This is a genomic window from Mesorhizobium sp. M0052, assembly GCF_040323255.1.
Taxonomy (GTDB): domain Bacteria; phylum Pseudomonadota; class Alphaproteobacteria; order Rhizobiales; family Rhizobiaceae; genus Mesorhizobium.
In genome coordinates, this window is the sequence record NZ_JAMYUS010000003.1 from 159,417 (window position 1) to 185,208 (window position 25,792).

Below are 25,792 nucleotides of genomic sequence, written 5' to 3' on the forward strand. Positions count from 1 at the left end.
CGCATCGTGAACGGTTCAGCAAACGCCGCGATCCTCCGCGCTGCCGGCATCCAGAAACGCTTCGGCGCGCTGGTGGTGCTCGACGATGTCGACTTCGCCATGAATGCCGATGAGGCCGTCGGCATCGTCGGCCCGAACGGCGCCGGCAAGACGACGCTGCTCAGCATCTTGTCAGGCGCCTTCCCGCCGAGCGCCGGCACGGTCGCCTTCAAGGGTGGCGATGTGACCGCGATGCCGGCTACAGCGCGCTGTCGTCTCGGCCTGGTGCGCACGCACCAGGTGCCCAAGCCGTTCAGCGGCATGACCACGTTCGAGAACGTTTTTGTTGCCGCGTCGCATGGCGCCGGTCTCGCCCGCGACGAGGCCTATGAAGAGGCGCTGGAGTCGCTGAAACTGTGCGGCATGATGGGCGTGGCCAACCGGCGCGCCGAAACGCTCGGCCTGCTCGACCGCAAGCGGCTGGAACTTGCCCGCGCGCTCGCGGCAAGGCCTACGCTGCTTCTGCTCGACGAGATCGGCGGCGGACTGACCGATGGCGAGGCGAGCGAACTTGTCGATACCATCAAGGAATTGCGCCGCCGCAAGATCGGCATCGTCTGGATCGAGCACATCGTCCACATCCTGCTGCAGGTGGCAGAGCGGCTGATCTGCATGGACGCCGGCAAGATCATCGCCGATGGCGAGCCGCAAGCGGTGATGGCCGACCCGGAAGTCGTGCGCGCCTATCTCGGCGGAGGCCCGAAATGAGCCTGCTCGCAATCGAGAACCTGGTTGTCCGGCACGGCCTGCTGCAGGCGGTGCGCGGTGTGAGCTTTACGATCGAGCGCGGCGAAACGCTGGCGCTGGTCGGCGCCAACGGCGCCGGCAAGACGACGCTGCTGCGGGCGATCGCCGGCGCCCATGAGCCGACGGCCGGCCGCGTGCTCCTGGACGGCGCCGATATCACCGGCGTTCCCTCGCATAAGCGCGTCGGCATGGGCGTCGCGCTGGTGCCGGAAGGGCGAAAACTGTTCGTGCAGATGACGGTCGAGGAGAACCTCCTGCTTGGCAAGACCGCCGGCCGTCCCGGCGACTGGAGCGTGGAACGAGTGCTCGACACGTTCCCCAATCTGAAGCCGCGCCGCCATGCCAAGACCGGGCATCTCTCCGGTGGCGAGCAGCAGGCCACCGCCATCGGCCGCGCTTTGATGAGCAATCCCGAACTGCTGCTGCTCGACGAGGTCTCGCTCGGCCTGTCGCCGCTGGTGGTCGATCGCGTATACGCTTCGCTGCAAGGCCTGATCAGCTCCGGCACGACGATCATCCTGGTCGAACAGGACCTCAATCGCGCGCTCTCGGTCTCGGACAAGGTCATCTGCATGCTCGAAGGACGCGTCGCGCTGGAAGGCCCGAGCAAGGGCATGTCCCGCGATGAAGTGACGAAAGCCTATTTCGGTCTGCACAGAAAAAGCGCCGGGAGTGTGCCGGCATGAGCAACCAGATCGTCCAGGGCATCCTGCTCGGCGGCTACTACGCGCTGATCGCCTGCGGCCTCTCCTTCATGTTTTCGGTGATGCGCATCATCAACCTCGCACATGGAAGCCTGGCCGTGTTTTCCGCCTATGCGCTGTGGTGGCTCGCCTCGCAATTCCATATCTCGCCCTTCGTCGGCCTGCTCATCGTGCTGCCGCTGATGGCGGCCATCGGCTGGGCGCTGCAGCGCTTCCTGCTCGAGCGCAGCGCCCGCGGCGGCGCGCTCCTGCCGATCCTGACCACGTTCGGCCTCGCCATCATCATCGACAATGCGCTGTTCGAGCAGTTCGGCGCCGACACACGTTCGCTGGCGCCCTATATCGGCAGCCTCTCCTACGATTCCTGGGAATGGCCGGGCAGCATCTATGTCGGCAAGCTTGCCGTGATCATGTTCGCCGCCGCCGTCATATTGCTTGGCGGACTGCAGCTGTTCCTCACCCGCACCAGGCTTGGCCGCTCGATCCGCGCCACGTCGGAAGATCCCGACACGGCCGGTCTCGTCGGCGTCGATGCGCGCCGCGCCAATGCCCTCGCCGCCGCCATCGCCATGGTCACCGTTGGGCTGGCCGGCGCCTTCCTCGCCATGCGCGCCACCTTCGATCCCTATACCGGCGCACCTCAATTGCTGTTCGCTTTCGAGGCGGCGGTGATCGGCGGCGCCGGTTCGCTATGGGGCACGCTGGTCGGCGGCATCGTTCTGGCGCTCGCCCAGACGCTCGGCGCGCAGATCCATCCGCAAGGTTTTCTGATCGGCGGCCATGTCGCCTTCCTGATCGTGCTGTTCATCCGGCTCTCCACCTCCGGCCTCGGCCTGCGCGGCCTGCTGCGCCTGCCCGCGAGGAAAGCATCATGAGCGCGGTTTTAAACGACCCCGTCATCGAGCGCGGCACCTCCGCCTCGCGCATCTCGGCGATTGCGGTCGTCGTCATCATCGCGCTGCTTGGCATCGCGCCGCACTTCCTGTCGGCCGGCGCCGTCGACCGCCTTACCGCCTTGTTCATCTATGTGATCCTGGCAGCGATGTGGAACGCGCTGGCCGGCTTCGGCGGGCTGGTTTCGGTTGGACAGCAAGTGTTCTTCGGCCTCGGCGCCTATTTCGCCATCCGTCTGGCCGATGCCGGCCTCAACCCGTTCGCCTCGCTGTTCGTTTCGGCGATCATCGTCGGCGCGATCGCCTGGCCAATGTCGCTGTTCATGCTGAAGCTGAAGAACGGCGAGTTCGCCATCGGCATGTGGGTGATCGCGGCGCTCACCCATCTCCTGGTCAATCTCGACCGGCTGGTGCAAGGCGAGACCGGGACGTCGCTGATCTCGCTCAACGTCTATGACGCCGGTTCCAGGCGGGCGACGATCTACTGGCTGGCGCTGGCCGCGATGACGGCGCTGCTCGCCACCCTGTTTAGCCTGCTGCGCGGCAGCACGGGTGCGGCCATCCGCGCCATCAGGGACAATGAGGAGGCCGCGGCATCGGTCGGCGTGCGCGTCACCGGAACCAAGCGGCTGCTCTTCGTGCTCGCCGCCTTCGGCATCGGCATGGCCGGCGCGCTGTGGTTGGCCACGTCGATCACCTTCCAGCCGAAAACCTACTTCAACGTCCAGTGGACCGCCTACATGATCTTCATGGTGCTGGTCGGCGGCATCGGCACCTTCGAAGGCGCCATTCTGGGTGCGCTGCTGTTCTTCCTCATCGAGACCTGGTTCGGCGGCACCGGCGTCTGGTATCTGATCGGCCTCGGCGCCACGGCGGTGCTGTTCTCGCTGTTCCTGCCGCGCGGCGTGTGGGGAACGCTGGAGGAGCGCCTTGGCCTGCGCCTGCTACCGGTCGGCTACCGGGTCAGGCTGCCGGCAAACGCCGGCGATAGTGACGCGACGCCTTCGCCGCAACAGGCCGCAACGCATAGTGAAAAGGCGTGACCATGCTGTTCGGCAAGACCATCCTCATCACCGGTGTCGCCTCTGGTATCGGCGCTCGCACGGCCGAACTTGCCGGCCAACTGGGCGCTGACGTGATCGGCGTCGATATGCGTGAACCGGCAGCATCGGCCGGCAGTTTCGTCAAGGCTGACATCTCATCCAAGGCCGGCGTCGACGATCTCCTCGGGCGCCTGCCGCAGCGCATCGATGCGCTCTGCAATGTCGCCGGCCTCCCCGGCAACACCGGTGCGGTGTCGACACTGGCCGTCAACTTCTACGGCCTGCGCGCGCTCTCGGAAGGCCTCGCACCAAGACTTCGTGAAGGCGGCACCGTAGTCAACGTCGCCTCGATCGCCGGCTATGGCTGGCGCGCCAATCTCAACCGCGCGGCATCGATGGTCGGCATCGAAGGCTTTCCCGATGTGGCGAAGATGATCGCCGACCATCAGGTGAAGAACGAGGAAGGCTATCCCGTTTCCAAGGAGCTGCTGCTGTTGTGGACGCAGCGCGCCGCGCATCAGGACCTGTTCAGGAGCCGCGGCATCCGCGTCAATGCAGTGAGCCCCGGCCCGGTCGAGACGCCGATCCTCAAACAGTTCCGCAATGTGCTGGGTGACGCCCGCGTCGACAGCGACATCGCCAGGGTCGGACGCGCCGGAAGCTCGGGCGACATCGCGCCTGTCGTGCTGTTCCTGTGCTCGGACGGCGCACGCTGGGTCAACGGCGCCAATGTGCCGGTTGACGGTGGGCTTGAAGCATCGATCAATGCCGAGGTGCTCGGCTTCTAGACCATCATCCCGAAAAGTGGGAGCCGGTTTTCTGATAAGATCGTGGTCAATATAGAAAAGACGCTCCACGGCGAGCGAGGGAGAGAACAATGGACATCGGACTTCTGATCGACGGTGATAAAAGGGATGCCTCCGGCTCAGCCTCTTATGAGCGCATGGACCCGTTCACCGGCAAGCTGGCGACCCGCGCTGCCGCAGCCAGCATCGCCGACGCCAATGCCGCGGTCGAAGCCGCTGCTGCCGCTTTCAAGACGTGGTCGAAGACCGGTCCGGGCGAGCGCCGCGCTTTGCTGTCCAAGGCGGCCGATGTCATGGACTCCAAGGTCGGCGAATTCACCAAATTGATGATGGAAGAAACCGGCGCGACCGGCCCCTGGGCCGGCTTCAACGTCATGCTCGCCGCCAAAATGCTGCGCGAGGCAGCCGCCATGACGACGCAGATTTCGGGCGAGGTCATTCCCTCCGACAAGCCCGGCACGCTGGCCATGGCGATCCGCCAGCCGGCCGGCGTCTGCCTCGGCATCGCGCCGTGGAATGCGCCGGTCATCCTCGGTACCCGTGCCATCGCCATGCCGATCGCCTGCGGCAACACGGTTGTGCTGAAAGCCTCCGAAATGTGCCCCGGCACACACCGGCTGATCGGCCAGGTGCTGGTCGAGGCGGGCCTGCCCAAGGGCGTCATCAATGTCGTCACCAATGACCCCAAGGACGCAGCGGCAATCGTCGAGGCACTGGTCGCGCACCCTGCAGTCAGGCGTGTCAACTTCACCGGCTCGACCAAGGTCGGCAGAATCATTGCCGAACTCGCCGGCCGTCACTTGAAGCCGGCGCTGCTCGAACTCGGCGGCAAGGCGCCGCTGGTCGTGCTCGACGATGCCGACATCGATGCGGCGGTCAATGCGGCGACCTTCGGCGCCTACATGCATCAGGGCCAGATCTGCATGTCGACCGAGCGTCTGGTCGTCGATGAAAAGGTCGCCGACGAGTTCGTCGCCAAGCTCGCCGCCCGCGCGGCGCAGCTGCCTGCCGGTGACCCGCGCGGCCATGTCGTGCTCGGTTCGCTGATCAGCGACCAAGCCGCCGACAAGATGGAAGAACTGGTTGCCGACGCCGTCGCCAAGGGCGCCAGGCTTGTGGCCGGCGGCAAGCGCACCGGAACCGTGGTCGAGGCGACATTGCTCGACCACGTGACGCCGGCGATGCGCGTCTATTCGGAAGAATCCTTCGGCCCGGTCAAGCCGGTGATCCGCGTCAAGGGCGAGGACGAAGCGGTATGTGTCGCCAACGATACCGAATACGGCCTGTCTTCAGCCGTGTTCAGCCGCGAGATCCGCCGTGCCATGGCGGTTGCCGCGCGCATCGAAGCCGGTGTCTGCCACATCAACGGCCCGACCGTCGGCGACGAGGCGCAAATGCCGTTCGGCGGCGTCAAGGGTTCAGGCTACGGCCGCTTCGGCGGCAAGGCCTCGATTGCCGAGTTCACCGACCTGCGCTGGCTGACCATCGAGGATCCGGGGCAGCACTATCCGTTTTGACTCCACCTTCTCTCACAGGGAGAAGGAAAGGAGCCCTCAGGGCCGTTGCCTGGCGAGCCAACGGATTCCCGCATCAAAACCCGGCAAGGCTCGAGCCACGCGATCGGCGGCCCCTCCCGGAGTTGTAAATCGTTTAATCGTGGGTATTTTACCCCTCAAGCACATGCCGCCGGACGGCGGCAAGCGGTTTTGGGGACTACCGCAAGTGCAAAGCAAAATACGCGATACGGATCGCGCCGGGGAGGAATCGTCATGCCAAACAAGGCCCTGCCGCTGGTCATCAGCGCGCCGGAACCACGCACGCTCGACCTGATCTTCACCTCACCGCAGCTGGCGCGCCTCAAGGCGCATTACCGCGTCGTCGAGACGACGGCCGAGGGCGTGGCGAACTTGCCCGCCGACGTGCTTGCCGAAGCCCGCTATATTATCGGCCAGCCGCCGATCTCGCCCGAGACCTTGGAGCGGATGCAGGCGCTGCGTTGCGTCTTCAATGTCGAGACCAACCTCATCAACAACATGCCCTATGAGACGCTGTTTGCGCGCGGCATCCATGTCGTCACCACCGGCCTCGTCTTCGCCGAGCCGGTGGCCGAGCTTGGCCTCGCCATGGCGCTCAACCTTGCCCGAAATATTGTCGATGCCGACCTCGCTTTCCGCAAAGGCGAGGAGCTGTGGGGCGGCGATGGCAATTTGACGGCGCGGCTTCTGTCCGGCGCCGATGTCGGCATCATCGGCTTCGGCGATCTGGGCCGTGCGCTGAACCGGCTGCTGTCGGGCTTTCGTACCCGCACCAAGGTCTTCGATCCCTGGCTGCCGCCATCGATCCTGATCGACAATGGCGTCGAACCGGCCTCGCTCGACGAGGTGCTGTCGACCAGTGACTTCGTCTTCGTCGTCGCTTCGGTGACCTCGGAGAACCAGGGTTTTCTCGGCACCGATGCTTTTGCCAGCATGCGCAAGGGCGCCGCCTTCATCCTGCTCAGCCGCGCCGGCGTCGTCGATTTTCCGGCCTTGATGGCGGCGGTGAAGAGTGGTCACATCCTTGCCGCCAGCGATGTCTTCCCCGAAGAGCCGCTGGCGGCGGACCATCCGGTCCGTGCGATCCCCGGCTTCCTGCGCTCCGCCCATCGCGCCGGCGCGCTCGACATCGCCTTCAAGCGCATGGGCGACATGGTTCTGGAAGACATGGACCTGATCGACCGCGGCCTGCCGCCGCTGCGCTCCAAGCGCGCCGAGCGCGAGACCGTGTCAAGGATGCGTTCGAAGCCGGCGGACAGGAACTAGTTATCGCGATAAATCCGTCTGAAATGGATTTCGGAGTTAGCCAAGCCGCGTTGTCATCGTCGCTCAGGATGACCGCAAGCGCGGGAACCTTTGCACGGCGATACCCCGCCAGGCCTGGCCGGCGGGGTATTGATTTGCGGATCACGTAAAAATCTGCGTGCTATCCGGCCGCGACGCCGGCAGCTGAGCGATTGGCCAGCACCAGCCCGACCTCGCCGACGACCTGCTCGACGCGCTTCAGGATGGGTTCTGCCCGCAGCACGCCATCGGAAAAATCCTTGTCCGTGGCATAGACCCCTGTCGGCAGCGTCAGCGCCTCGAAGAAGCCGAACAGCGGCCGCAACTGGTGCTCGACGATCAACGCGTGGCGATCGTTACCGCCGGTGGCAAGCAGCACCACCGGCTTACCGCGCAAGGAAGCGGGATCGAACAGATCGAAGAAGTGCTTGAACAGGCCGGTGTAGCTGCCCTTGTAGGTCGGCGACCCCACCACCAGCACATCGGCATTGACGACGCTGTCGAAGATTGCCCGCGCCTGACCGTCGAGATCGCGCGCCCATTTGGCAGCGCCAAGTGAGGGGCCGAGGTCTTCGATGTCGTAGGTACTCGCCGACAATCCATGCTGGCGCGCAATGTCCCTGACGACCTGGTCGACGAAGCCGCGCGTCTTGGACGGCCGGGTGAAATTGCCGGAAAACCCGACGACGGTTGGATTGGGCATGTTTCTCTCACCTCTCGCGGACCTGCTTGATGCCGCATATTTACAGGCTTGCGCCTGCCGCAAGAAGCAAATGACTGACCTTGCAGCACCATAGTGAGGAATTTTTTTCCGTTTGCCCGCTCGTCTCAGGCCGCGAGAAGCCGGCCATAGGATTCCAGATAGAAGCCGGTTGACCTGGCGCAGGTCCGCACCGCCTCCCTGGCAGCAACCATTTCCTGCCAGCGTAGCAGGCGCTTGCATTCGGCCGGCATGGCAAAGCCCAGATATTTCTCAAGCACGCACAGCTGTTCGAACCAGGGATAGAAGGCGACGTCGGCGGCGCTGAATTCCGAGCCCAGCAAAAACCGTTCGTCCGCCCCTCGCCTCGCAAAGGCATGCTGTTCCACAAAGCGCAGGGCGTCGCCAAGCTGGGCCTTGATCCGCTCATGAACCATAGCGTCGGAACTGTGCATCATGGTTGCCGTCCTGGCGTAAAGCTGCGTGTCGGCGAAGCTGATCCAGATGCGCGCCTCAGCGCGGGCATGAGCATCCCTGGGGAAAATCGGCCGTTCGGGGAATGCATCATCGAGATATTCGCAGATGATCGCCGACTCCCTGACATATTGCCCCTGATGGCGCAGCAGCGGCACCTTTCCCGTCGGCGTGAGTTTCAGGAACCACGCCGGCTTGTTGCGCAGATCGATTTCGATTTCCGTCGCCTGCAGGCCTTTCTCGGCAAGGGCGAGCCTGACACGGTGCGCATAGGGACAAAGCTGCGCGACAAAAAGCTCGATTGGCGGCATGAATAACTCCTGAGTTTCGTTATCGCCGGCAAGCGGCCTGTCGGGCATAGCTAGGTCCAGTAAGGCCGGCGCGCTATTCGACAGCGTCTGGATTGATTTATCGATCGTCTGTTTCTGGAGCGAAGCGTGGATCTCCTGGCTACCCTCATGCGCGAATTGCACTTCGCAGCCGCCGGGTACCGGCGCCTCGAACTGGCCGCGCCCTGGGCGATCTCGTTCAGCCAGGCTGGACTTCGCGGCATTCACGTCGTCATCAAGGGGCGATGCGAGGCGGTGTTCGGTGAGGAAGATGTCGAGCCTCTCGATGCCGGCGACCTGATCATTGCACCGCGCGCCGATCCGCATGTGCTGCGGTCGCCCGGCGCGCTCAAAAGCGCGAACGTCCCCGCCGCCGAACTGGCGACCCAAACCGCAGCCGGGCGTATTCGCAGCGGCGGCGAAGGCGAAAAGACCGTCATCCTGTGCGGCGCCTTCGCCTTTCGCGACGCCGACCATCCGGCACTTGCCGGCCTGCCGCGCATCGTTCACATCCGGGGATCGAATGGCCGTCTGCCCAAATGGCTGCGTGGCTATGTCGAGGCCTTGCTGGTGGAAGCGACCGACGAAGGTCCCGGCAGCGACGTAGTAATGGCTCGCCTGTCTGGGGCCATCGTCACGCGCGCCTTGCGCTCCGGTCTGGAAAGCATGGACAATCCAGGTTGGCTGAGGGGATTGCAGGACCCCGCGATCGCCAGAGCGCTCGCGACCCTGCATGAAGCCTATGGCCACGACTGGACGATCGAGACCCTGGCACGCGCGGTCGGGCTCTCCAGGGCAACCTTTGCCGCCCGCTTTCGCGATCTCGTCGGCGAAGCGCCCATGGCCTATCTCTTCGGCTGCCGCATGCGGCAGGCCAGCCGGCTGCTGCACGAGGGCAAGAGCCTGGGCCAAGTCGCCGAGGCGGTCGGCTACAGCTCGGAAGCCGCCTTCTCCACCGCCTTCGGGCGCCACGCCGGCGTCTCGCCCGGCCAATTCAGGAAACGGAAGGATCTGTAAGGCAGAGCGATATTGGCGGCGGCCGCGCCTCGCGGTAGGACTTTGCCAGCACTATGTCTGATCATATCCCGACGCGGTTCGCCGCCGCTTTGCCCAGGAGATGCTTCGTGCCCAAAGGTTCTGACCTGCTTGTTGCCGCCCTCGAGAATGAGGGCGTCGATCGCATCTTCGGCATTCCCGGCGAAGAAAACCTGGACGTCGTCGAATCCATCCGCAAATCCTCGATCCAGCTCATCCTCACCCGTCATGAGCAGGCGGCGGCGTTCATGGCCGCCACCCATGGCAGGCTCACCGGCAAGCCAGGTGTGTGCATCACCACGCTGGGACCCGGCGCCCTGAACCTGACGACGGGTGCCGCCTATGCGCTGCTCGGCGCCATGCCGATGATCATGATCACCGGGCAGAAGGGCATCCGCTCGTCGCGCCAGGCCCGCTTCCAGATCGTCGACATCGTCGCCGCGATGAAGCCGTTGACCAAGCTGTCACGTCAGATCATCTCGGCGAAGACCATTCCCGCCGTGGTGCGCGAAGCGTTTCGGATTGCCGAGGAGGAGCGTCCGGGGCCCGTGCATCTGGAACTGCCCGAAGACATCGCGGCCGAGGAGTGCGACGATGTCGCGCTGATCCCGCCGCATCCGGTCGAGCTTCCGCTGGCCAGCCCGCTGGCGCTCGACCGTGCCGCCGAGATGATCATCAAGGCGCAACGGCCGCTGGCGATGCTGGGCGCCGCCGCATCGCGGCCGCGCTCGACCTCCGACCTCGCCCAGTTCGTTATCAGAACCGGCATTCCCTATTTCACCACGCAGATGGGCAAGGGCACGGTGCCCGGCGGCACCGAACTCTACATGGGCACCGCCGCGCTCTCCGAGCGCGACTATGTGCATGAGGCCATCGAACAGGCCGACCTCATCATCACTATCGGCCACGACACGATCGAGAAGCCGCCCTTCATTATGGGCGACAAGGGACCGAAGGTGATCCATGTCGGTTACCAGCCGGCCAATGTCGAGCAGGTCTATTTCCCGCAGACCGAAGTGGTCGGCGACATCGGCGCTTCGCTCAGGCTGCTTGCCGACCGGATCGAGGGCAAGATCGCCAACGCGCAGGCGCTACTACCGCTGCGCGAAGGGATTTTGAGCCGCATTGCCGCCCGCGCCACCGAAGACCGTTTCACGCCGCAGCGCTTGGTGCACGATGTGCGCGCGGTGATGCCGGCCGACGGCATCCTGGCGCTCGACAACGGCATGTACAAGATCTGGTTTGCGCGCAATTACCGCACGCGCGTCGCCAACACGCTGCTGCTCGACAATGCCCTGGCCACGATGGGCGCCGGCCTGCCCTCGGCGATGACGGCGGCGATGCTCTATCCCGGCCGCCGCGTCATGGCGATCTGCGGCGATGGCGGCTTCATGATGAACAGCCAGGAGTTGGAAACCGCCGTCAGGCTGAAGCTCAACCTCGTCGTGCTGATCATCGAGGACAATGCTTTCGGCATGATCCGCTGGAAGCAGGCGGTCGACCAGTTCCCCGATTTCGGCATGACCTTCGGCAATCCCGATTTCGTCAGATATGCCGAGGCCTATGGCGCCAAGGGAACCAGGGTCGGCGCCGTCTCAGAAATACAATCGACGCTTGAACAGGCTCTTGCCGGCGGTGGCGTCCATCTCGTCGTCGTTCCGATCGACTATTCGGAGAACGAGCGCGTGCTGGTCGAGGAACTGCGCCACCGGTTGCCGGCGCCACCGGAGGCCTGACGGTGGAGTAGATACCGCCGCAGCAGCGCTCAGGCGGCCCGGACCTTGGCGCTCCCACGCGCCCAGGCCGGCAGCCAGTCGCCATGTGTCGCCAGCAACTCATCGACCAGCGCCCAGATCTGGTCGAGATCGAGTTCGGCGGCCGTATGCGGATCCATCATCGCCGCGTGGTAAATGTGCTCGCGGTTTTCGGTCATCAACGCCTGCACCGTCAATTCCTGCACATTGATGTTGGTGCGTATCAACGCGGTGAGTTGCGGCGGCAGCTCGCCAATATAGGTCGGCTGGATGCCGGAGGCGTCCACCAGGCACGGCACCTCGGCGGCGCAATTGTCCGGCAGCGAGGTGATGCAGCCATTGTTGCGGACATTGCCGTAGATCACCGACGGCTCGCCGGTCCACACCGAATTCATGATCGAGGACGCGTATTCCTTCGACTGCTCGACCTCGATGCGGTCGGCCGAGCGATAGGCCTCGGCCTGGCCCTTCCAGCGCTCGATCTGTTCGATGCAGCGCTTGGGATATTCGTCGAGCGGAATGCCGAACTTCTCGATCAGGTCGGGGCGCCCTTCCTTGATGAAATAGGGCGTGTATTCGGCGAAATGCTCGGAGCTTTCGGTGACGAAATAGCCGAGCCGCGTCAGCATCTCGTAGCGCACCTTGTTGGGGCAGCGTGGGTTCCAGCCCGGCTTCGGCGCCCTGCCCTCGCGATAGGCGCGGACGAGGTCCGGATAGAGGTTGCGGTAAGAGCCATCCGGCTGCCGGTGCTCGAACTTCAGGTAGAAGGCCATGTGGTTGATGCCGGCCGAGCGGTAGCGTATCTCGTCGTAGGGAATGTCGAGATCGTGCGCCAGTTCCATCGCCGTGCCCTGCACCGAGTGGCAGAGGCCTACCTGTTTGATCTCAGGGTATTTCTCTGAGATCGCCCAGGTGTTGATCGCCATCGGGTTCACATATTGCAGCATGATCGCGTCGGGGCAGACGGCCAGCATGTCGTCGCAGATCTTCCACAGATGCGGCACGGTCCGGAGGCCGCGCATGATGCCGCCGACGCCGAGCGTGTCGGCAATGGTCTGGCGCAGGCCGTATTTCTTCGGCACCTCGAAATCGGTGACGGTGCAGGGCTCGTAACCGCCGATCTGGAAGGCGACGACGACGAAGTCGGCACCGGCGAGCGCCTTGCGTTGGTCGGAATAGGTCTCGGCCTTCGCCTTCACGCCCAGCGTCGCGATCAGCTTGTTGACGACGATGGCGCTCTCTTCCAGCCGCTGCGGATTGATGTCCATCAGCGCGATCGTCGCGCCTGACAGCGATGGCCGCTGCAGCACGTCGCCGACAATGTTCTTCATGAACACGGTCGAACCCGCGCCAATGAAGGTGATCCTGGGATGTCTTGCCACTATAAAACCTCCGGCACTTTGCTACGCCACGTCGAAGGCGGCCCTGACGAGCCGTTCGGTGTAGGCGGTCTTGGGATGGGTGAGGACCTCGTCGACGGGTCCCTGTTCGACGATCTTGCCGTTCTGCATGACGATGACGCGATGGCAGAGCGCGCGCACCACCTTGAGGTCGTGCGAAATGAAGAGATAGCTAAGGCCGCGTTCGTCCTGCAGCTTGCGCAACAAGTCGATGATCTGCGCCTGCACCGAAAGGTCGAGCGCCGATGTCGGTTCGTCGAGCAGGATGAATTCGGGCTCCAGCGCGATGGCTCGGGCAATGGCGATGCGCTGCCGCTGGCCCCCGGAAAATTCGTGCGGGAACCGTGACAGGATATCGCCGGGCATGCCGGCGCTGACCAGGGCGTCGCGCACCCGATCGACCCGCTCGCGCCGTGTCGCGCCGATCCTGTTGACGACCAGCCCTTCCTCGATGATCTGACCGATCGTCATGCGCGGGTTGAGCGAGGAGAACGGATCCTGGAAGACGACCTGCATGCGCGAGCGCAGCGGCCGCATCTCGGCGCGCGACAGGCCGTGGATTGGCTGGCCGTCGAAGCTGACCTCGCCACGCTTGGCCTCGGTGAGCTTGAGCAAGGCGAGACCGAACGTGGTCTTGCCGGAGCCGGATTCGCCGACCAGCCCCAGTGTTTCGTGGCGGCAAAGCTTCAGGCCGAGATCGTCGACGGCGACCAGCTCGCGCCAGTCCGGCTTCAGGAAGCTGCCATGGCGCAGCATGAAGCAGACGCGCATATCGCGGGCCTCGAGGATGGTGCCGCTGTTTTCCGGCAGCGGCTGCGGCTTGCCGTGCGGCTCTGAAGCGAGCAGCCGCTTGGTATAGGCATGCTGCGGGTCGGCGAACAGCCGCTCGGTGACGTTGTGCTCGCACATCTCGCCATGCTGCATGACATAGACATAGTCGGAGAATTTTCGCACCACGGTGAGGTCGTGGGTGATCAGGATGACCGCCATCCTGAGTTCTTTTTGCAGATTGCGGATCAAATTGAGGATCTGTGCTTGCACCGTGACGTCGAGCGCTGTCGTTGGCTCGTCGGCGATCAGCACATCGGGGTCGTTGGCGAGCGCCATGGCGATCATCACGCGCTGGCGCTGCCCGCCCGACATCTGGTGCGGATACTGCTTGATGCGCGCTTCCGGCTCGGGGATCTGGACATGCCGCAAAAGCTCGAGCGCCCGCGCCCAGGCTTGCTTGCGGCTGACCTTTCGATGCACCCTGATCGCCTCCACGATCTGGCTGCCGACCGTATAGATCGGGTTGAGCGAACTCATCGGCTCCTGGAAAATCATCGAGATGCGATTGCCGCGCAGCTTGCGCCGGGCGCTCTCGGGGAATTTCAATATGTCCTGCCCGCAATAGTCGATGGTCGAGTTCGGCGACACGGTGGCCCGCTTCGACAAGAGCCCCATGACAGCGCGCGCCGTCACCGACTTGCCGGAACCGGACTCGCCGACGATGGCGATCGTCTCGCCGCGATAGAGCTGGAACGAGACATCCTTCACCGCGTCGACGACGCCGTGCTCGACCTTGAAGGCGACCTCGATGTTGCGGGCATCGATGATGGGTTGGTCGTGGCGGCCGGCATGGTCGAGCCGGACGGCTGGTGCGAAGGTGGCTGCGAGCGCTACGGTCATCCCGGCCACCTCAATAGGGATCGACGGCATCGCGCAGGCCGTCGCCCAGCGCGTTGAAGGCAAAGACGGTGATCAGCACGAAGCCGACCGGTGACAGGATCCACGGATAGGTGCCGATGACCGAATAGGTAGCCGTGTCCTGCAGCATCAGCCCCCATGAGATCAGCGGCGGTTTCACGGCGAAGCCGAGGAAGCCGAGAAAGGCTTCGAGCAGTACCACCGTCGGGATCGCGATCGTCACGGCGACGATGACGTGGCTCATCACATTGGGAAAAATGTGCTGCATGATGATACGCATGTCGGTGGCGCCGACCGCCATGGCAGCGCGCACATAGTCGATCCGCGCCAGCGCCAGCGTCTTGCCGCGCACCTCGCGCGACATCTGCGCCCAGCCCAGCGCCGACATGACGATGATGACAAAGGCGAGGAAGACGTTGGTCGGCGCGGTCACCGGGATCAGCGTCGTCAGCGCAAGATAGAGCGGCAATTGCGGGAAGGCGAGCACCAACTCGACGAAGCGCTGCATCCAGACGTCGAAGCGGCCGCCGAAATAGCCCGAGACCATGCCGACCGTGGTGCCGATGACGGTGATGATGAACACCACCGTCAGCGCTATCATCAGCGAGACGCGCGAGCCCTGGATGGCGCGCGACAACACATCCCGGCCGAATTTGTCGGTGCCGAGAAAATGCACCGGCTGGCCGTCGGCCGAAGCGAAGAAATGCCGGTTGGCGGGGATCAGGCCAAGCAGCCGGTAGTCGGCGCCCTTGACGAAGAAGCCGAGCAGGCGCGGATGCTCGTAATCCGGCCCGACGACCGGCTGGAAGGTGACCGGGTCAAGGTCTGCAGAATCCGCCAGCGCATAGACCCGCGGCTGGAGCACGAAATTCCCGTCTCTGTCGTGAAAACTCATCACTTGCGGCGGGGCGAAAGCGACATCGGTCACCTTGGGGTCCATCGGCGCGAAGAAATCGGCGAACAGCGCCATCAGCACCAGAAGAACCACCAGGATCAGCCCGGCCATGCCGGTCCAGGAGCGCCTCAGCCGGCGCCAGACCAGCGCCATATAGCTCTCATTGCCGCGCGGGGTCGCAATCGCGGTTGCTTCAGCCGGGGGCGGCGGCGGGGATGGGTCGCGCGCCAGCATCTAGCTCTCCCTGAACTGGCGCACGCGCGGATCGAGCAGCGCGAGCAGCATGTCGGCGATGATGTTGCCGACGATCAGCGTTGCCGACAGCACCATCATGAAGGTCGCCGTGACATAGACGTCGCCGACCGCCATCGAGCCGACAATGGCCGGCCCGACCGTCGGCAGCGCAAAGATGATCGCCGTCTCGATCTCGCCGGTCAGCATGTAGGGCAGCACCACGCCCTGATACATGATGAGCGGGTGCAGTGCGTTGGGCACGGCATGGCGCATGACGACGGCGCTGCCGGTCAGGCCCTTGGCCTTGGCCGTCTCGACATATTGCGCGTTCAGCGTATCGAGCAGATTGCCGCGCATGACGCGCATATTGTAGGCGAGCCCGCCGAAGGTGGCGATCGCCACCACCGGCCAGACATGCTTGACGAGGTCGGCGAATTTCGCCCACGACCACGGCGCGCCGCCATATTGCGGCGAGAAGAAGCTGCCGATCTCCGACACGTTGAACTGGAAGACCAGGAGATAGACGATGATCAGCGCCATCAGGAAGCGCGGCACCGTCATGCCGAGGAAGGAGATTGCCGACAGCGCCGAGTCGATCCATGTGTATTGCCTGGTCGCCGCCCAGATGCCGAAGGTGATGCCGAGCACCGAGGCCAGCAGATGGCAGACCAGCGCCAGCAGCAGCGTGCGCGGCAGCCGCTCGCCGACCACGGCGGCGACCGGCTTGTTGTAATAGAGGCTGTAGCCGAAATCGCCGCGGGTGACGATGCCGGCGACCCAGTTCAGGTACTGGACGGGCAGCGGTTTATCGAGGCCGTGCTCGACCCTATAGGCCTGCGCCTGCGCGTCGGCTTCGGCAAAAGACGCCCCGCCCTGGTTGATGAGCTGCGAGCGGATATAGTCGGCATAGTCGCCCGGCGGCGCCTGGATGATGGCAAAGGTGACCAGGCTCAGGATGACCATGACCGGAACCGCCGATGCTATGCGCATGGCCAGGAATCGCAGCATCGGACCGTTTCTCCTCCTTGAATCTAATCTGTTGCCGCTGACCTTACTCCGTCCCGGCCGCGCGCGCAGCGCGGCCGGGCGTCAGCCAGGGGAGGAAACTCAGTTCGTCGGACCCTTGTCGCCGGGCTTGCCGGGAAGCTGGTCGGGAAAGAGTTCGTATTTCTGCTGCTTGTCGGCGGCGACGAAGACGCGTTCGCGCACGATCGAATCCTCGGCCCAGTTGAACATGAAGATCGGCGTTCCCTGCGGGATGTTGGAGAAGCGCTTGTTGATGATCAGGGCGCCGGGATATTCGGTCAGTCCGATATTGTAGACATGCTCCGTCGAGATCTTCTGGAACGTCTTCATCAGGCTGGCGCGCTCGTCATTGTCTGACGAGGAGACGAACTTGTTGACGATGTCGACAAGCTCCTTTTCGAACGGCATCAGGTCGACCACGCCGCTTTCGGGCGCGCGGTGATCCCAGCTGGTCTTGGGTCCGACGGGCGCGAGTTGCACGGTATTCTGCACGACGGAAGTCAGCTCCTGCTCGTTGCGCCTGATCAGCCAGTCGAAGCGGCCGGAATATTGCGAGGCATCACGCTGGGTGCCGTTAAGGCCGTTGAGCACGACCCTGATGCCAAGCTTTTCCATCTGGCCGACGACGCCTTCGGCGAGGCTCTTGTCAGTGCCGTAGTCATTGTTGACCAGCATCACGATCTCGACATTCTTGCCGCCGGCGGTCCCGGCCGGGAAGTTCACGAAGCCGTCGCCATCCGTATCCTTGAGACCAGCCTTTGCCAGTTCCGCCTTGGCGCCCTCGATGTCGAAGGGATAGTAGACGGTCGAGTTGCGGTCATAGAAGCTGGTGCCCGAGGAAAAGCCACCGGGGTAGATGGCGGTGAACGGCCCCTTGACCAGCGAGTCGCCGAGCGCCTTGCGGTCGAGCGCCATGGTGATGCCCTTGCGGAAGTCCTCATTGCGATTGAGCTCGCGGATCGCCTGGCCGCGTTCGTCGGGATTGCCCCAGCCATTGGCGGAAAAGTTCATGCGCAGATTGTAGCCGATCAGGCGCGGGCCAAAGGCGAGCCGGGCCGGCGCGTCCTTGTCCGCCGCTCGCTTCAGCGAAGCGACGAAATTCTCCGGCTGCTCAAGGTTGGAGAAGTCGGCGGCCCCTGCCACCGCCTGCACGTCGCGGTCGGCCCAGGTCGACAGCTTGTAGTGCAGTTCGTTGAGATAGGGCAGCTGGTTGCCCTTCTCGTCGACCTTCCAGTAGTAGGGATTGCGGCGCAAGACGATGATGTCGTCGGGCCTATACTCCACCGGCACCCAGGCGCCCATCACCGGAATGTTCATATATTCCGGCGGGAACGCGTTCTTGAACTGCTCGTAGGTATTCTTCGAGTACTTCGGATGCTGCGGCTTGAGGATATGCGCTGGGCCGGGGCAGAAGGTGCCATAGGCCATGGCGTAGAGATACTGTTTGGGGAAAGCGTCCTTGAAGGTCCACTCGACGGTGTAGTCGTCGACCTTCTTCAGCGTCGTGCCGACACCGAAGGTTTCCGCTGTGGCGCCGTTCAACGGCGAGACATTGGGGTCGACGACCTCATCGTCCCAGTAGAACATGACATCGTCGGCATTGAAGGCAACGCCGTCAGACCATTTGGCGCCTTCGACCAGGTGCATGGTCAGCGTGTGGCCATCCTTCGACCAGTCCCAGCTCCTGGCGAGGTTGGGCAGCGGCTCGGTGTCCTTGGCCTCGACCTGGAACAAAGGCGCGGTGCGCGTCAGGCATTCCGAAAGGCCGATGTCGATGCCGCCCCATCCTTGGGTCTGGCCGGCGCCATAATTCCAGCCTTCCGGCCGGCCGCCAATGACGTGGCGCATGGTGTCGCCATAAACGCCGATGCCGTCCGGCATGTTGCCGGTCTTGAACACCAGCGGCTCCTTCGGCAGGCGATCCTTGACCGGCGGCAGCTTGCCAGTCTTGACGTATTTCTCGGTGACCCACTCGGGCTCGTGATATTCGGGCAGCGCCTTGAACTCCAGGATGGAATCGCGGGCGACGTATTTGATCTTGCCCTCGGCGGGAAACGCCGCCGGCGCCGGCGGCGTGGTCGGCTCGGACGCGTATGCACTGCCAAGCGCCAATGCCGAGACGCTCAGCGCCAGCCCGGCGAGAATGCCCATTCTTCGCCCGGCGAGAATTCCAATTCCACGAAAGTTCCTCATTGTGTTCCTCCCAGATGTTTCGACGTCTGCTGCTGCCCGCATCTATTCATGATGGCTGATTGGCGAACCGGCCTCCCGCTGTCCGCCTGCCAGCATTCTCAGCCGGCCTGTTTCAGGGCCGTTTTTTCGGCGCGCAGTTCCTCGATCGAGCGCACTTTGCGCCGCGCCGCACCCGCCCAGTCGCGGGTTTTCACCATCGATTTCGAAAGCCGCTCCTTGGCGGCCGGCACGGCATCGGCGTATTGCGGCAGCCAACGCGCCTGGGCGACGACCATCTCGTCGACCATCTGCCAGACCTCTTCCGGCGTCGACACCGCACCCACCAGCGGATCGTGCAGCACCGCGAGCTTGAGCAGGTCAATGTCGCCCGTAACAGCCGCATGCACCGACATGCGCTGAACGTTGATCGAAGCCATGCAGGTGGCCGCGCAGGCTTCCGGCAGCGTGATGCCTGACGCCATGTTGATGCCGAAGCGATCGACGAAACCGGGCGATTCGATGATCGCGTCCTGCGGCAGATTGGTGATGATGCCGGCGTTCTTGACGTTGAAGTGGCCGCGATAGACGCGGTTCGTCTCCAGCGCTTCGAGAATATGGCTGGCATGCTCGTTCGAGCGCTTCGATACGTCGAGCGGCTTCGACGCCGCTTCGAGGAATTGCGGATATTCCGTCTCGAACCAGTTGCGGGTTTCCGTGGAGTAGCGAAGATAGCCGCCGGTCTCGCCATGGATCCAATCGGACATGTCGATCCAGCGGGTGATTTCGTCCGGCCGCTTGCGATACCAGGGCAGATATTCGGAGAGATGACCGTTGCTTTCGGTGGAGTAGACGCCGAAGCGCTTCAGCACGTCGATGCGCAGCTTTTCCTGCTGCGAATAGACCGGATGCGCCTCGAAGGCAGCCACCAGTTCGTCCTTGCCGATCTTGCGGCCGTTGAGCCGCAAATCGATGAACCAGGTCTGGTGGTTGATACCGGAGCAGACATAATCGAGTTCGCTGTGCGACTTGGCGCCGAGCACTTCGGCGATCTGTTCGGCGCCGTGCTGGACACCGTGGCAGAGGCCGACCGTATCGACCTTGCCATATTCGATCGCCGCCCAGGTGTTCATCGCCATCGGGTTGGCATAGTTGAGGAATTTGGCGCCTGGCTCGGCGACCTCCAATATATCCTTGCAGAAGTCGAGGATGACCGGGATGTTGCGCTGGCCGTAGAGGATGCCCCCGGCGCAAATCGTGTCACCGACGCACTGGTCGATGCCGTATTTCAAGGGAATGCGGATATCGTCGGCATAGGCTTCGAGCCCGCCCACCCGGACGCAGCTGATGACGTAGCGCGCGCCTTCCAGCGCCTTGCGGCGGTCGGTCGTCGCCGTCACCCTGGTCGGCAGCTTGTTGGCCTCGACGATGCGGTCGAGGATCGCCTTGATCATTTGCAGATTGTGTTCGCTGAGATCGGTCAGCGCGAATTCGATGTCGCTGAATTCCGGGACGCACAAAATATCGGTGAACAGCTTCTTGGTGAAGCCGACGCTGCCGGCGCCGATAATAGCGATTTTGAAACTCATCACCTCACCTCGATGCATTCGAAATGCCGGGTAAGGAGCAACAGGAAAGGGAATGGCGGCTCGCCTCGGCGCGCATGCCATTCGAGCCGGAATTCCGGCTCGTTCTCCTCCCCGCCCGCTCCTCGACCGCGGGTCTTTCGCGTTCTCAGGATTTGGATTATGCCGTTATTCCAGGGCGCGGCCAGAGAACGATTATGCTTTCGAGGGTAATTTTGTGCTGCATGATCTGATCGCCAACGGACAGTTGATGCGCACCATCTCGCTGCCGCGCGGCCGCCAGCGCCTGCATGCCATGCCAACCAGCACCGGCTATGAAGTACGCGAGGGCGTGACCTATGACTGGGATGGGCGCAAGCGCGGCCAGACACCGTTCACCGTGCTGCAGCACACGATCAGCGGCACCGGCCAGCTGCGCTACGAGAACCGCAACTACCGCCTGCAGGCCAACGACACGCTGCTGGTGCTGGTGCCACACAACCATCGCTACTGGCTGGAGAAGGGCGACCGCTGGGAATATTTCTGGATCTCGATGAATGGCGAGGAGGCGCTGCGCGTCCACAAATCCATACTCAGCGTCTCCGGCCCGGTGTTTCGGCTGCAGCCGGAGACGATCGATCATCTCGCCGATTGCAGCCTGCGCCTGATCAAGGGTGGCGCTTCGCCTGGCGCTGCTTCGGCAATCGCCTATGAGGCGGCGATGGCGCTTTACGACGATGTCTTCGGCTCGCACGCCTTCACTGAGAAACAGAGCGTCATGCAGCCGGTCATCGATCATATCAACGCCAATCTCGACAAGCCCTTGCCCGTGGCCGAGCTCGTCCAGATCAGCGGCCTCAGCCGCGCCCATTTCTCGCGCTGCTTCGCCGAGAGCGAAGGCGTTCCGCCGGCCGAGTTCGTGCTGCAGCAGCGGCTGCAGCGGGCGGCGAAGCTGCTAACCAAAGCCGATTTCCTGCCAGTCAAGGAGGTCGCCATCCTGTGCGGCTTCGAGGACGCCAACTATTTCTCGAAAGTCTTCCGCCGGCTCTACGGCATCAACCCGACGCAGTTCCGCACCACCGGCATGTATGCCAGCCTGGGCAGCCTTCGATAGGATTACCCGATGCGGTTGCCGCTTGCGGGATCGAACAGATGCAGGGCCGCCGGATCGGCAGACAGTCTTACCGTGTCGCCCGGCCGGATAGTGCTGCGTCCCATGACGAAGACACAAACCAGCTGATTGGCGAGCCGGACATAGAACTGCGTCGACAGGCCGAGCGGCTCGACCACCTCGACCTCTGCCATGAGCCCTCCGTCGTCGGCGAGCTGGATGTGCTCCGGCCGTAACCCGACGGTGAGCTTGTCACCATCCGTGAGCGGCAATCCATCCGGCAATCTCAGCTTCTGGCTGTCGGCCAGCACCGCATCCACCTTGCCGCCCTTGGCGACTGTCGCCGGAAAGAAATTCATGCCGGGCGAGCCGATGAAGCCGGCCACAAAAGTGTTGATCGGCCGATCGTAGAGTTCGAGCGGATGGCCGACCTGCTGGACGTAACCGTCATGCATGACGACGATGCGGTCGGCCATAGTCATGGCTTCGATCTGGTCGTGGGTGACATAGACCGATGTGGTCTTGAGCTGCTGGTGCAGCGCCTTGATCTCGGCGCGCATATGGACGCGCAATTTGGCGTCGAGATTGCTGAGCGGTTCGTCGAACAGGAACACTTTGGGATCGCGCACGATGGCGCGGCCCATGGCGACGCGCTGGCGCTGGCCGCCGGACAGTTGCCTGGGCAGACGTCCGAGGAAACTGTCGAGGCCGAGGCGCTTGGCCGCCGCCCCTACCCTGCCGTCGATCGTCGTCTTCTCCGCCTTCTTCAAAAGCAGGCTGAAGCCCATGTTCGACGACACGTCCATGTGCGGATAGAGCGCGTAGGACTGGAAAACCATGGCAATATCGCGGTCCTTCGGCGCGATATCGTTGACCAGCCGATCGCCGATATGGATCTCGCCGCCCGACACTTCCTCCAGCCCGGCAATCATGCGCAAAAGGGTCGACTTGCCGCAGCCGGACGGGCCGACCAGAACGACGAACTCGCCATCGGCGATTTCGAGGTCGACGCCGTGCAGGATGCGCAGCGAACCGTAGTCCTTCTCGACGTTTTGCAGCGTGACGGAAGCCATCGATTATCCTTTGACCGCGCCGGCGGTGAGGCCGGTGACGAGATAGCGTTGCAGGAAGGCGAAGAAGATGCAGACCGGGATCAGCGCCAGGATCGACGCCGCCATCATCTGCCCCCAGTCCACGGCGAACTTGCCGATATAGGTGAGCAGGCCGACGGCAAAGGTCTTCTGGTCGTCGCTGGAGATCAGCATCAGCGCGAACAGCAATTCGCTCCAGGCGGCGGTGAAGACGAAGCCGAGCGTGGCGCCCATGCCGGGCAAGGTCAGCGGCACGATCACCTTGCGCATCGCCTGCGCCCGCGTGCAGCCGTCGATCATCGCCGCTTCCTCCAGATCCTTCGGAATGCCGTCGAAGAAGGACTGCATCAGGAAGGTGGCGAAGGCGGTGTTGAAGGCCGTGTAGATGATGATCAGACCGACCAGGCTGTTGGTCAGGCCAAGCTCGCCCATGACGCGGTAGATCGGCGGAATGACCATCACCAGCGGAAAGGTTTGCGTGAGCAAAAGCATGATCGCCAGTGTCGCCTTGCCGCGAAAGGTGAAGCGCGACATGGCGTAGCCGGCGAGGGTGGCGATGACCGTGACGAGCGCCGCGGTCGACACCGAGACGATGACGCTGTTGAGGAAATAGCGGGGGAAGTCAGAGGCTTCCAGGACAGTGATGAAGTTGCGGAAGGTCGTCTGCGACGGCCACAGCGTGATGCCCTCGGAATAGAGCAGCCGCTCCGGCGTCACCGAAATCTTCAGCGTCCAGAAGATCGGGAACAGGGCGAAGATCATATAGGCGGCAATCGCCGCGTAGAGGCCGACGCCGCTGAAGATGCGCGAGGAGGTGGAGCGTCCGGCAATCATCAGACGTGCCTCACCAGCAAGCGGCGGATGGCGATCAGCGCGATCGCATAGGCGATGAGCAGTACCAGTAGCAGCACCGCCACCGCGGAGGCATAGCCCTTGTCCAGCGACTTGAAGGCGCTGACATAGATGTAGACCGGCACCGTGCTGGTCGAGCCGGCCGGCCCGCCCTCGGTCATGACGAAGATCAGATCGGCGAAGGTCGCGATCCAGATCGTACGCAGCATGACGGTGATGACGATGGTCGGTGCCAGGAACGGCAGCGTCACCTTGGTGAAGCGCTGCCAAGGCGAAGCGCCGTCGATTGCGGCCGCCTCATGCAGTTCCGACGGGATCGACTTCAGCGCCGCCAGCAGCGTGATGGCGAAGAACGGAATGCCGAACCAGATGTTGGCGATGATCGGCCCCCACATGGCGGTCGCCGGATCGGACAGCACATTGGTCGGCTCGGCCTTCAGCCCGAGCGTGAAGAGCCAATGCGGCAGTGGTCCGATGATCGGATTGAACAGCCACGCCCAGGTCAGGCCCGACAGGAAAGATGGCACCGCCCAGGGCAGGAACACCACCGCCTGCACGAACTTGCGCCCGACAAACGGTTTGTCGAGCAGCAACGCCAGACCCAGGCCGAGGAAGAACTGGAAGAACAGGCTGGCGACGGTCCACCACAGCGTGTTGACCAGCGCCTGCCCCAGCACCTGGTCGGTCAGCATCGCCTGATACTGGCCTAGACCGACATATTCGGATTTGAAGGCGGAGAACTTCCGGAACGAATAGCTGATGCCGATGATCAGCGGCACCAACAGCACCACGACCAGCAGAACGATCGCCGGCGAAAGATAAAGCCAGGGCTCGATGGCCGCATGCGTCAGCCGCTTCTTTCGCGGCCGGCCGGCGGATCGTATTTCGGACACGGCATAAGTCATTAGCGCTCAACAATCATGGGTGGGTGCCGACAGCGGCAACAGCACCCTTCTCCCCGTTCACGGGGAGAAGATGCCGGCAGGCAGATGAGGGGCGGCGCCAGCCTTGGGGTGCTCGCGCTGCCTCTCATCCGGGCCTGTCTGTGCATGTCGTTGTCCCAAAACCGCTACGCACTTTTTGGCGACATGCATTCGGGCCACCTTCTCCCCGTAAACGGGGAGAAGGTGGAAGAACTACTTCTTGTTCTTGGCCAGCCAGTCCTGCTGTTCCTTGGTCAGGAACGCGGCCCATTGATCGGCAACGTCCTTGGCCGACTTCTGGCCGAGCAGCACTTCCTGGAAATTCTTGATCGCCACCTGGTCGACGAAATTGCCGAGGTTCTCCAGATGTGTCGGCGGCGTCACCATTTCATATTTGGAAGTGTCGCTGAGTTCGGTGAACCAGCCTTTGAACTGCTCGGTCTTGAAGTGGGCATCCTGGTCGGCGCCATTGTGGATCGGCACGACGCCGACTTCCTTGGCCCATTCGAGATTGTCCTTGGGCGACAACAGCGTCGCCATCAGCTTCCAGGCATCGTCCTTGTGCTGCGAATTGGCGAACATCGCCCAGCCGGCATAGCCCAGCGTCGGATAGGATTTGCCGCTTGGCCCCACAGGCAGCGGCGCCACGGCAAAATCGTCGGCACTCATCTTGTCGGCAATGCCGATCAGCGCATCCGGATCCTGGTTGAGCATGGCGCAGGTGCCGGAATAGAAGCCGGTGACAGTCTCGTTAAAACCCCAGCTCACCGCATCCTTGGGCGCCAGCCCGTCCTTGTACATGTCGGCCAGCATCTGCAGGCCCTTGACCGAGCCCTCCTCGTTGATGGTCGAGGTGCCGTCCTCGTTGAAGTAGCCGCCCTTGCCAGCGGCGATGTTCATGAACATGTGCATGCCGTTGAAGGCGCCCGGGCCACCGCGCAGGCAGTAGCCGTACTTGCCCGGAATGGCGGAGATCTTCTTGGAGTCGGCGATGAAGTCGTCGAGCGTCGCCGGCGGGCCGTCGAGACCGGCCTCCTTGAACAGCTTCTTGTTCCAGAACAGCGCATTCACATAGTAGCCGTACGGGATCATGAACTGGGTGTTGTTGACGGTCGAGCCGAATTGCTTGGCGCGGTCGCCCAGCGTCTTGGCGTCGTCCCATTTGGCCATGTAAGGGCCGAGATCCTCGAGCTGGCCGTTGGTGGCGTACAGGCCCATCCAGCGCTCCGGCATCTCGACGATGTCGGGCGTATCGCCGGCCTGCACCATGGTGAGGAATTTCTCGAAGGCCTGCCCCCAGGGCAGCGAGACCACCTCGACCTTGACGCCGGCATTGGCGGCCTCGAACTCGGCGATCTGCTTCTTCAGGAATTCGGTGCGCTGCGGGCTGGTGATGACCTCGACCAGCTTGAGGGTGGTGTCGGCCAATGCGCCGCTGGCGGACATCGCCAGGCCGGCAGCGGTGGCAAGCATGATGCTCAGTCGTTTCATGTT

Annotated in this window: 22 protein-coding genes; 10 read left to right on the forward strand and 12 right to left on the reverse strand. The window is 63.4% G+C overall.

Going from position 1 to position 25,792, the window contains the following annotated elements; genetic code table 11:
• Positions 1-6 precede the first annotated feature (6 nt).
• The 7 genes from NKJ77_RS04910 to NKJ77_RS04940 all read left to right on the forward strand — a co-directional run bounded on the left by NKJ77_RS04910 (position 7) and on the right by NKJ77_RS04940 (position 7,033).
• On the forward strand, positions 7-747 hold the full coding sequence (locus NKJ77_RS04910) for an ABC transporter ATP-binding protein (RefSeq protein WP_023691339.1): 741 nt from the start codon (positions 7-9) through the stop codon (positions 745-747).
• A complete protein-coding gene (locus NKJ77_RS04915; RefSeq protein ID WP_023830819.1) occupies positions 744-1,472 on the forward strand; it encodes an ABC transporter ATP-binding protein in 729 nt (242 codons plus the stop codon). Before NKJ77_RS04910 ends, NKJ77_RS04915 begins: the two co-directional genes overlap by 4 nt.
• Positions 1,469-2,365 (forward strand): branched-chain amino acid ABC transporter permease, encoded by an 897-nt coding sequence (locus NKJ77_RS04920; RefSeq protein WP_023830820.1) that lies wholly within the window; start codon positions 1,469-1,471, stop codon positions 2,363-2,365. The genes NKJ77_RS04915 and NKJ77_RS04920 overlap by 4 nt, the downstream gene beginning before the upstream one ends.
• On the forward strand, positions 2,362-3,426 hold the full coding sequence (locus NKJ77_RS04925; RefSeq protein WP_352534425.1) for a branched-chain amino acid ABC transporter permease: 1,065 nt from the start codon (positions 2,362-2,364) through the stop codon (positions 3,424-3,426). The genes NKJ77_RS04920 and NKJ77_RS04925 overlap by 4 nt, the downstream gene beginning before the upstream one ends.
• 2 nt (positions 3,427-3,428) lie before the next feature.
• The gene (locus NKJ77_RS04930) at positions 3,429-4,214 is read left to right on the forward strand and encodes a coniferyl-alcohol dehydrogenase (RefSeq protein ID WP_023749942.1); all 786 of its coding nucleotides are present in this window, start codon (positions 3,429-3,431) and stop codon (positions 4,212-4,214) included.
• 89 nt (positions 4,215-4,303) lie between these two features.
• Positions 4,304-5,749, forward strand: coding sequence for an aldehyde dehydrogenase (locus NKJ77_RS04935; protein ID WP_352534427.1), 1,446 nt, complete (start codon positions 4,304-4,306; stop codon positions 5,747-5,749).
• A gap of 252 nt (positions 5,750-6,001) precedes the next feature.
• A complete protein-coding gene (locus tag NKJ77_RS04940; RefSeq protein WP_352534429.1) occupies positions 6,002-7,033 on the forward strand; it encodes a hydroxyacid dehydrogenase in 1,032 nt (343 codons plus the stop codon).
• 160 nt (positions 7,034-7,193) lie between these two features.
• On the opposite strand, the gene msuE is transcribed toward NKJ77_RS04940, so the two are convergent.
• Positions 7,194-7,754, reverse strand: a complete 561-nt coding sequence (msuE, locus tag NKJ77_RS04945; RefSeq protein ID WP_352444550.1) for an FMN reductase — start codon at positions 7,752-7,754, stop codon at positions 7,194-7,196.
• A 125-nt stretch (positions 7,755-7,879) separates the two neighbouring features.
• Positions 7,880-8,584, reverse strand: a complete 705-nt coding sequence (locus NKJ77_RS04950; protein WP_050596040.1) for a glutathione S-transferase N-terminal domain-containing protein — start codon at positions 8,582-8,584, stop codon at positions 7,880-7,882.
• A 99-nt stretch (positions 8,585-8,683) separates the two neighbouring features.
• On the opposite strand from NKJ77_RS04950, the gene NKJ77_RS04955 reads away from it, so the two are divergent.
• Positions 8,684-9,571 (forward strand): AraC family transcriptional regulator, encoded by an 888-nt coding sequence (locus tag NKJ77_RS04955; protein ID WP_023749947.1) that lies wholly within the window; start codon positions 8,684-8,686, stop codon positions 9,569-9,571.
• A 107-nt stretch (positions 9,572-9,678) separates the two neighbouring features.
• Entirely contained in the window at positions 9,679-11,325 is a 1,647-nt protein-coding gene (locus NKJ77_RS04960; protein ID WP_352534431.1) for an acetolactate synthase large subunit, read from the forward strand.
• Positions 11,326-11,354: 29 nt separating this feature from the next.
• On the opposite strand, the gene NKJ77_RS04965 is transcribed toward NKJ77_RS04960, so the two are convergent.
• From NKJ77_RS04965 to NKJ77_RS04990, 6 genes are all read right to left on the reverse strand, one after another.
• Positions 11,355-12,725 carry an alpha-glucosidase/alpha-galactosidase gene (locus NKJ77_RS04965; RefSeq protein WP_352534433.1) on the reverse strand — a complete coding sequence of 457 codons (1,371 nt, stop codon included), beginning with the start codon at positions 12,723-12,725 and terminating at the stop codon, positions 11,355-11,357.
• 21 nt (positions 12,726-12,746) lie between these two features.
• On the reverse strand, positions 12,747-14,414 hold the full coding sequence (locus tag NKJ77_RS04970) for an ABC transporter ATP-binding protein (protein WP_352462640.1): 1,668 nt from the start codon (positions 14,412-14,414) through the stop codon (positions 12,747-12,749).
• Positions 14,415-14,424: 10 nt separating this feature from the next.
• On the reverse strand, positions 14,425-15,561 hold the full coding sequence (locus NKJ77_RS04975; RefSeq protein WP_023687914.1) for an ABC transporter permease: 1,137 nt from the start codon (positions 15,559-15,561) through the stop codon (positions 14,425-14,427).
• Positions 15,562-16,569 (reverse strand): ABC transporter permease, encoded by a 1,008-nt coding sequence (locus tag NKJ77_RS04980; RefSeq protein ID WP_023702135.1) that lies wholly within the window; start codon positions 16,567-16,569, stop codon positions 15,562-15,564.
• Positions 16,570-16,668: 99 nt separating this feature from the next.
• Entirely contained in the window at positions 16,669-18,780 is a 2,112-nt protein-coding gene (locus tag NKJ77_RS04985) for an ABC transporter substrate-binding protein (RefSeq protein WP_033000503.1), read from the reverse strand.
• 98 nt (positions 18,781-18,878) lie between these two features.
• On the reverse strand, positions 18,879-20,345 hold the full coding sequence (locus NKJ77_RS04990) for an alpha-glucosidase/alpha-galactosidase (protein ID WP_023754420.1): 1,467 nt from the start codon (positions 20,343-20,345) through the stop codon (positions 18,879-18,881).
• A gap of 247 nt (positions 20,346-20,592) precedes the next feature.
• Here NKJ77_RS04990 and NKJ77_RS04995 point away from each other — a divergent pair, with 247 nt between their 5' ends.
• Entirely contained in the window at positions 20,593-21,435 is an 843-nt protein-coding gene (locus tag NKJ77_RS04995; RefSeq protein WP_081725414.1) for an AraC family ligand binding domain-containing protein, read from the forward strand.
• A gap of 2 nt (positions 21,436-21,437) precedes the next feature.
• Here the strand turns inward: NKJ77_RS04995 and NKJ77_RS05000 are convergent, their stop codons facing one another.
• The 4 genes from NKJ77_RS05000 to NKJ77_RS05015 all read right to left on the reverse strand — a co-directional run bounded on the left by NKJ77_RS05000 (position 21,438) and on the right by NKJ77_RS05015 (position 25,789).
• Positions 21,438-22,505, reverse strand: coding sequence for an ABC transporter ATP-binding protein (locus tag NKJ77_RS05000; protein WP_352534437.1), 1,068 nt, complete (start codon positions 22,503-22,505; stop codon positions 21,438-21,440).
• A 3-nt stretch (positions 22,506-22,508) separates the two neighbouring features.
• Positions 22,509-23,357, reverse strand: a complete 849-nt coding sequence (locus NKJ77_RS05005) for a carbohydrate ABC transporter permease (protein ID WP_023691354.1) — start codon at positions 23,355-23,357, stop codon at positions 22,509-22,511.
• Positions 23,357-24,280, reverse strand: coding sequence for a carbohydrate ABC transporter permease (locus NKJ77_RS05010; RefSeq protein ID WP_023685296.1), 924 nt, complete (start codon positions 24,278-24,280; stop codon positions 23,357-23,359). Before NKJ77_RS05010 ends, NKJ77_RS05005 begins: the two co-directional genes overlap by 1 nt.
• 231 nt (positions 24,281-24,511) lie before the next feature.
• The gene (locus tag NKJ77_RS05015; protein ID WP_023685297.1) at positions 24,512-25,789 is read right to left on the reverse strand and encodes an ABC transporter substrate-binding protein; all 1,278 of its coding nucleotides are present in this window, start codon (positions 25,787-25,789) and stop codon (positions 24,512-24,514) included.
• Between the last annotated feature and the right edge of the window lie 3 nt (positions 25,790-25,792).

Coding starts and splice junctions, on each gene's coding strand:
- NKJ77_RS04915 (WP_023830819.1), top strand. CDS start 744: ATGAGCCTGCTCGCAATCGAGAACCTGGTTGTCCGGCACGGCCTGCTG.
- NKJ77_RS04920 (WP_023830820.1), top strand. CDS start 1,469: ATGAGCAACCAGATCGTCCAGGGCATCCTGCTCGGCGGCTACTACGCG.
- NKJ77_RS04925 (WP_352534425.1), top strand. CDS start 2,362: ATGAGCGCGGTTTTAAACGACCCCGTCATCGAGCGCGGCACCTCCGCC.
- NKJ77_RS04930 (WP_023749942.1), top strand. CDS start 3,429: ATGCTGTTCGGCAAGACCATCCTCATCACCGGTGTCGCCTCTGGTATC.
- NKJ77_RS04935 (WP_352534427.1), top strand. CDS start 4,304: ATGGACATCGGACTTCTGATCGACGGTGATAAAAGGGATGCCTCCGGC.
- NKJ77_RS04940 (WP_352534429.1), top strand. CDS start 6,002: ATGCCAAACAAGGCCCTGCCGCTGGTCATCAGCGCGCCGGAACCACGC.
- msuE (WP_352444550.1), bottom strand. CDS start 7,754: ATGCCCAATCCAACCGTCGTCGGGTTTTCCGGCAATTTCACCCGGCCG.
- NKJ77_RS04950 (WP_050596040.1), bottom strand. CDS start 8,584: ATGCCCGACAGGCCGCTTGCCGGCGATAACGAAACTCAGGAGTTATTC.
- NKJ77_RS04955 (WP_023749947.1), top strand. CDS start 8,684: ATGCGCGAATTGCACTTCGCAGCCGCCGGGTACCGGCGCCTCGAACTG.
- NKJ77_RS04970 (WP_352462640.1), bottom strand. CDS start 14,414: ATGACCGTAGCGCTCGCAGCCACCTTCGCACCAGCCGTCCGGCTCGAC.
- NKJ77_RS04975 (WP_023687914.1), bottom strand. CDS start 15,561: ATGCTGGCGCGCGACCCATCCCCGCCGCCGCCCCCGGCTGAAGCAACC.
- NKJ77_RS04980 (WP_023702135.1), bottom strand. CDS start 16,569: ATGCTGCGATTCCTGGCCATGCGCATAGCATCGGCGGTTCCGGTCATG.
- NKJ77_RS04985 (WP_033000503.1), bottom strand. CDS start 18,780: ATGAGGAACTTTCGTGGAATTGGAATTCTCGCCGGGCGAAGAATGGGC.
- NKJ77_RS04990 (WP_023754420.1), bottom strand. CDS start 20,345: ATGAGTTTCAAAATCGCTATTATCGGCGCCGGCAGCGTCGGCTTCACC.
- NKJ77_RS04995 (WP_081725414.1), top strand. CDS start 20,593: ATGCGCACCATCTCGCTGCCGCGCGGCCGCCAGCGCCTGCATGCCATG.
- NKJ77_RS05000 (WP_352534437.1), bottom strand. CDS start 22,505: ATGGCTTCCGTCACGCTGCAAAACGTCGAGAAGGACTACGGTTCGCTG.
- NKJ77_RS05005 (WP_023691354.1), bottom strand. CDS start 23,357: ATGATTGCCGGACGCTCCACCTCCTCGCGCATCTTCAGCGGCGTCGGC.
- NKJ77_RS05010 (WP_023685296.1), bottom strand. CDS start 24,280: ATGACTTATGCCGTGTCCGAAATACGATCCGCCGGCCGGCCGCGAAAG.
- NKJ77_RS05015 (WP_023685297.1), bottom strand. CDS start 25,789: ATGAAACGACTGAGCATCATGCTTGCCACCGCTGCCGGCCTGGCGATG.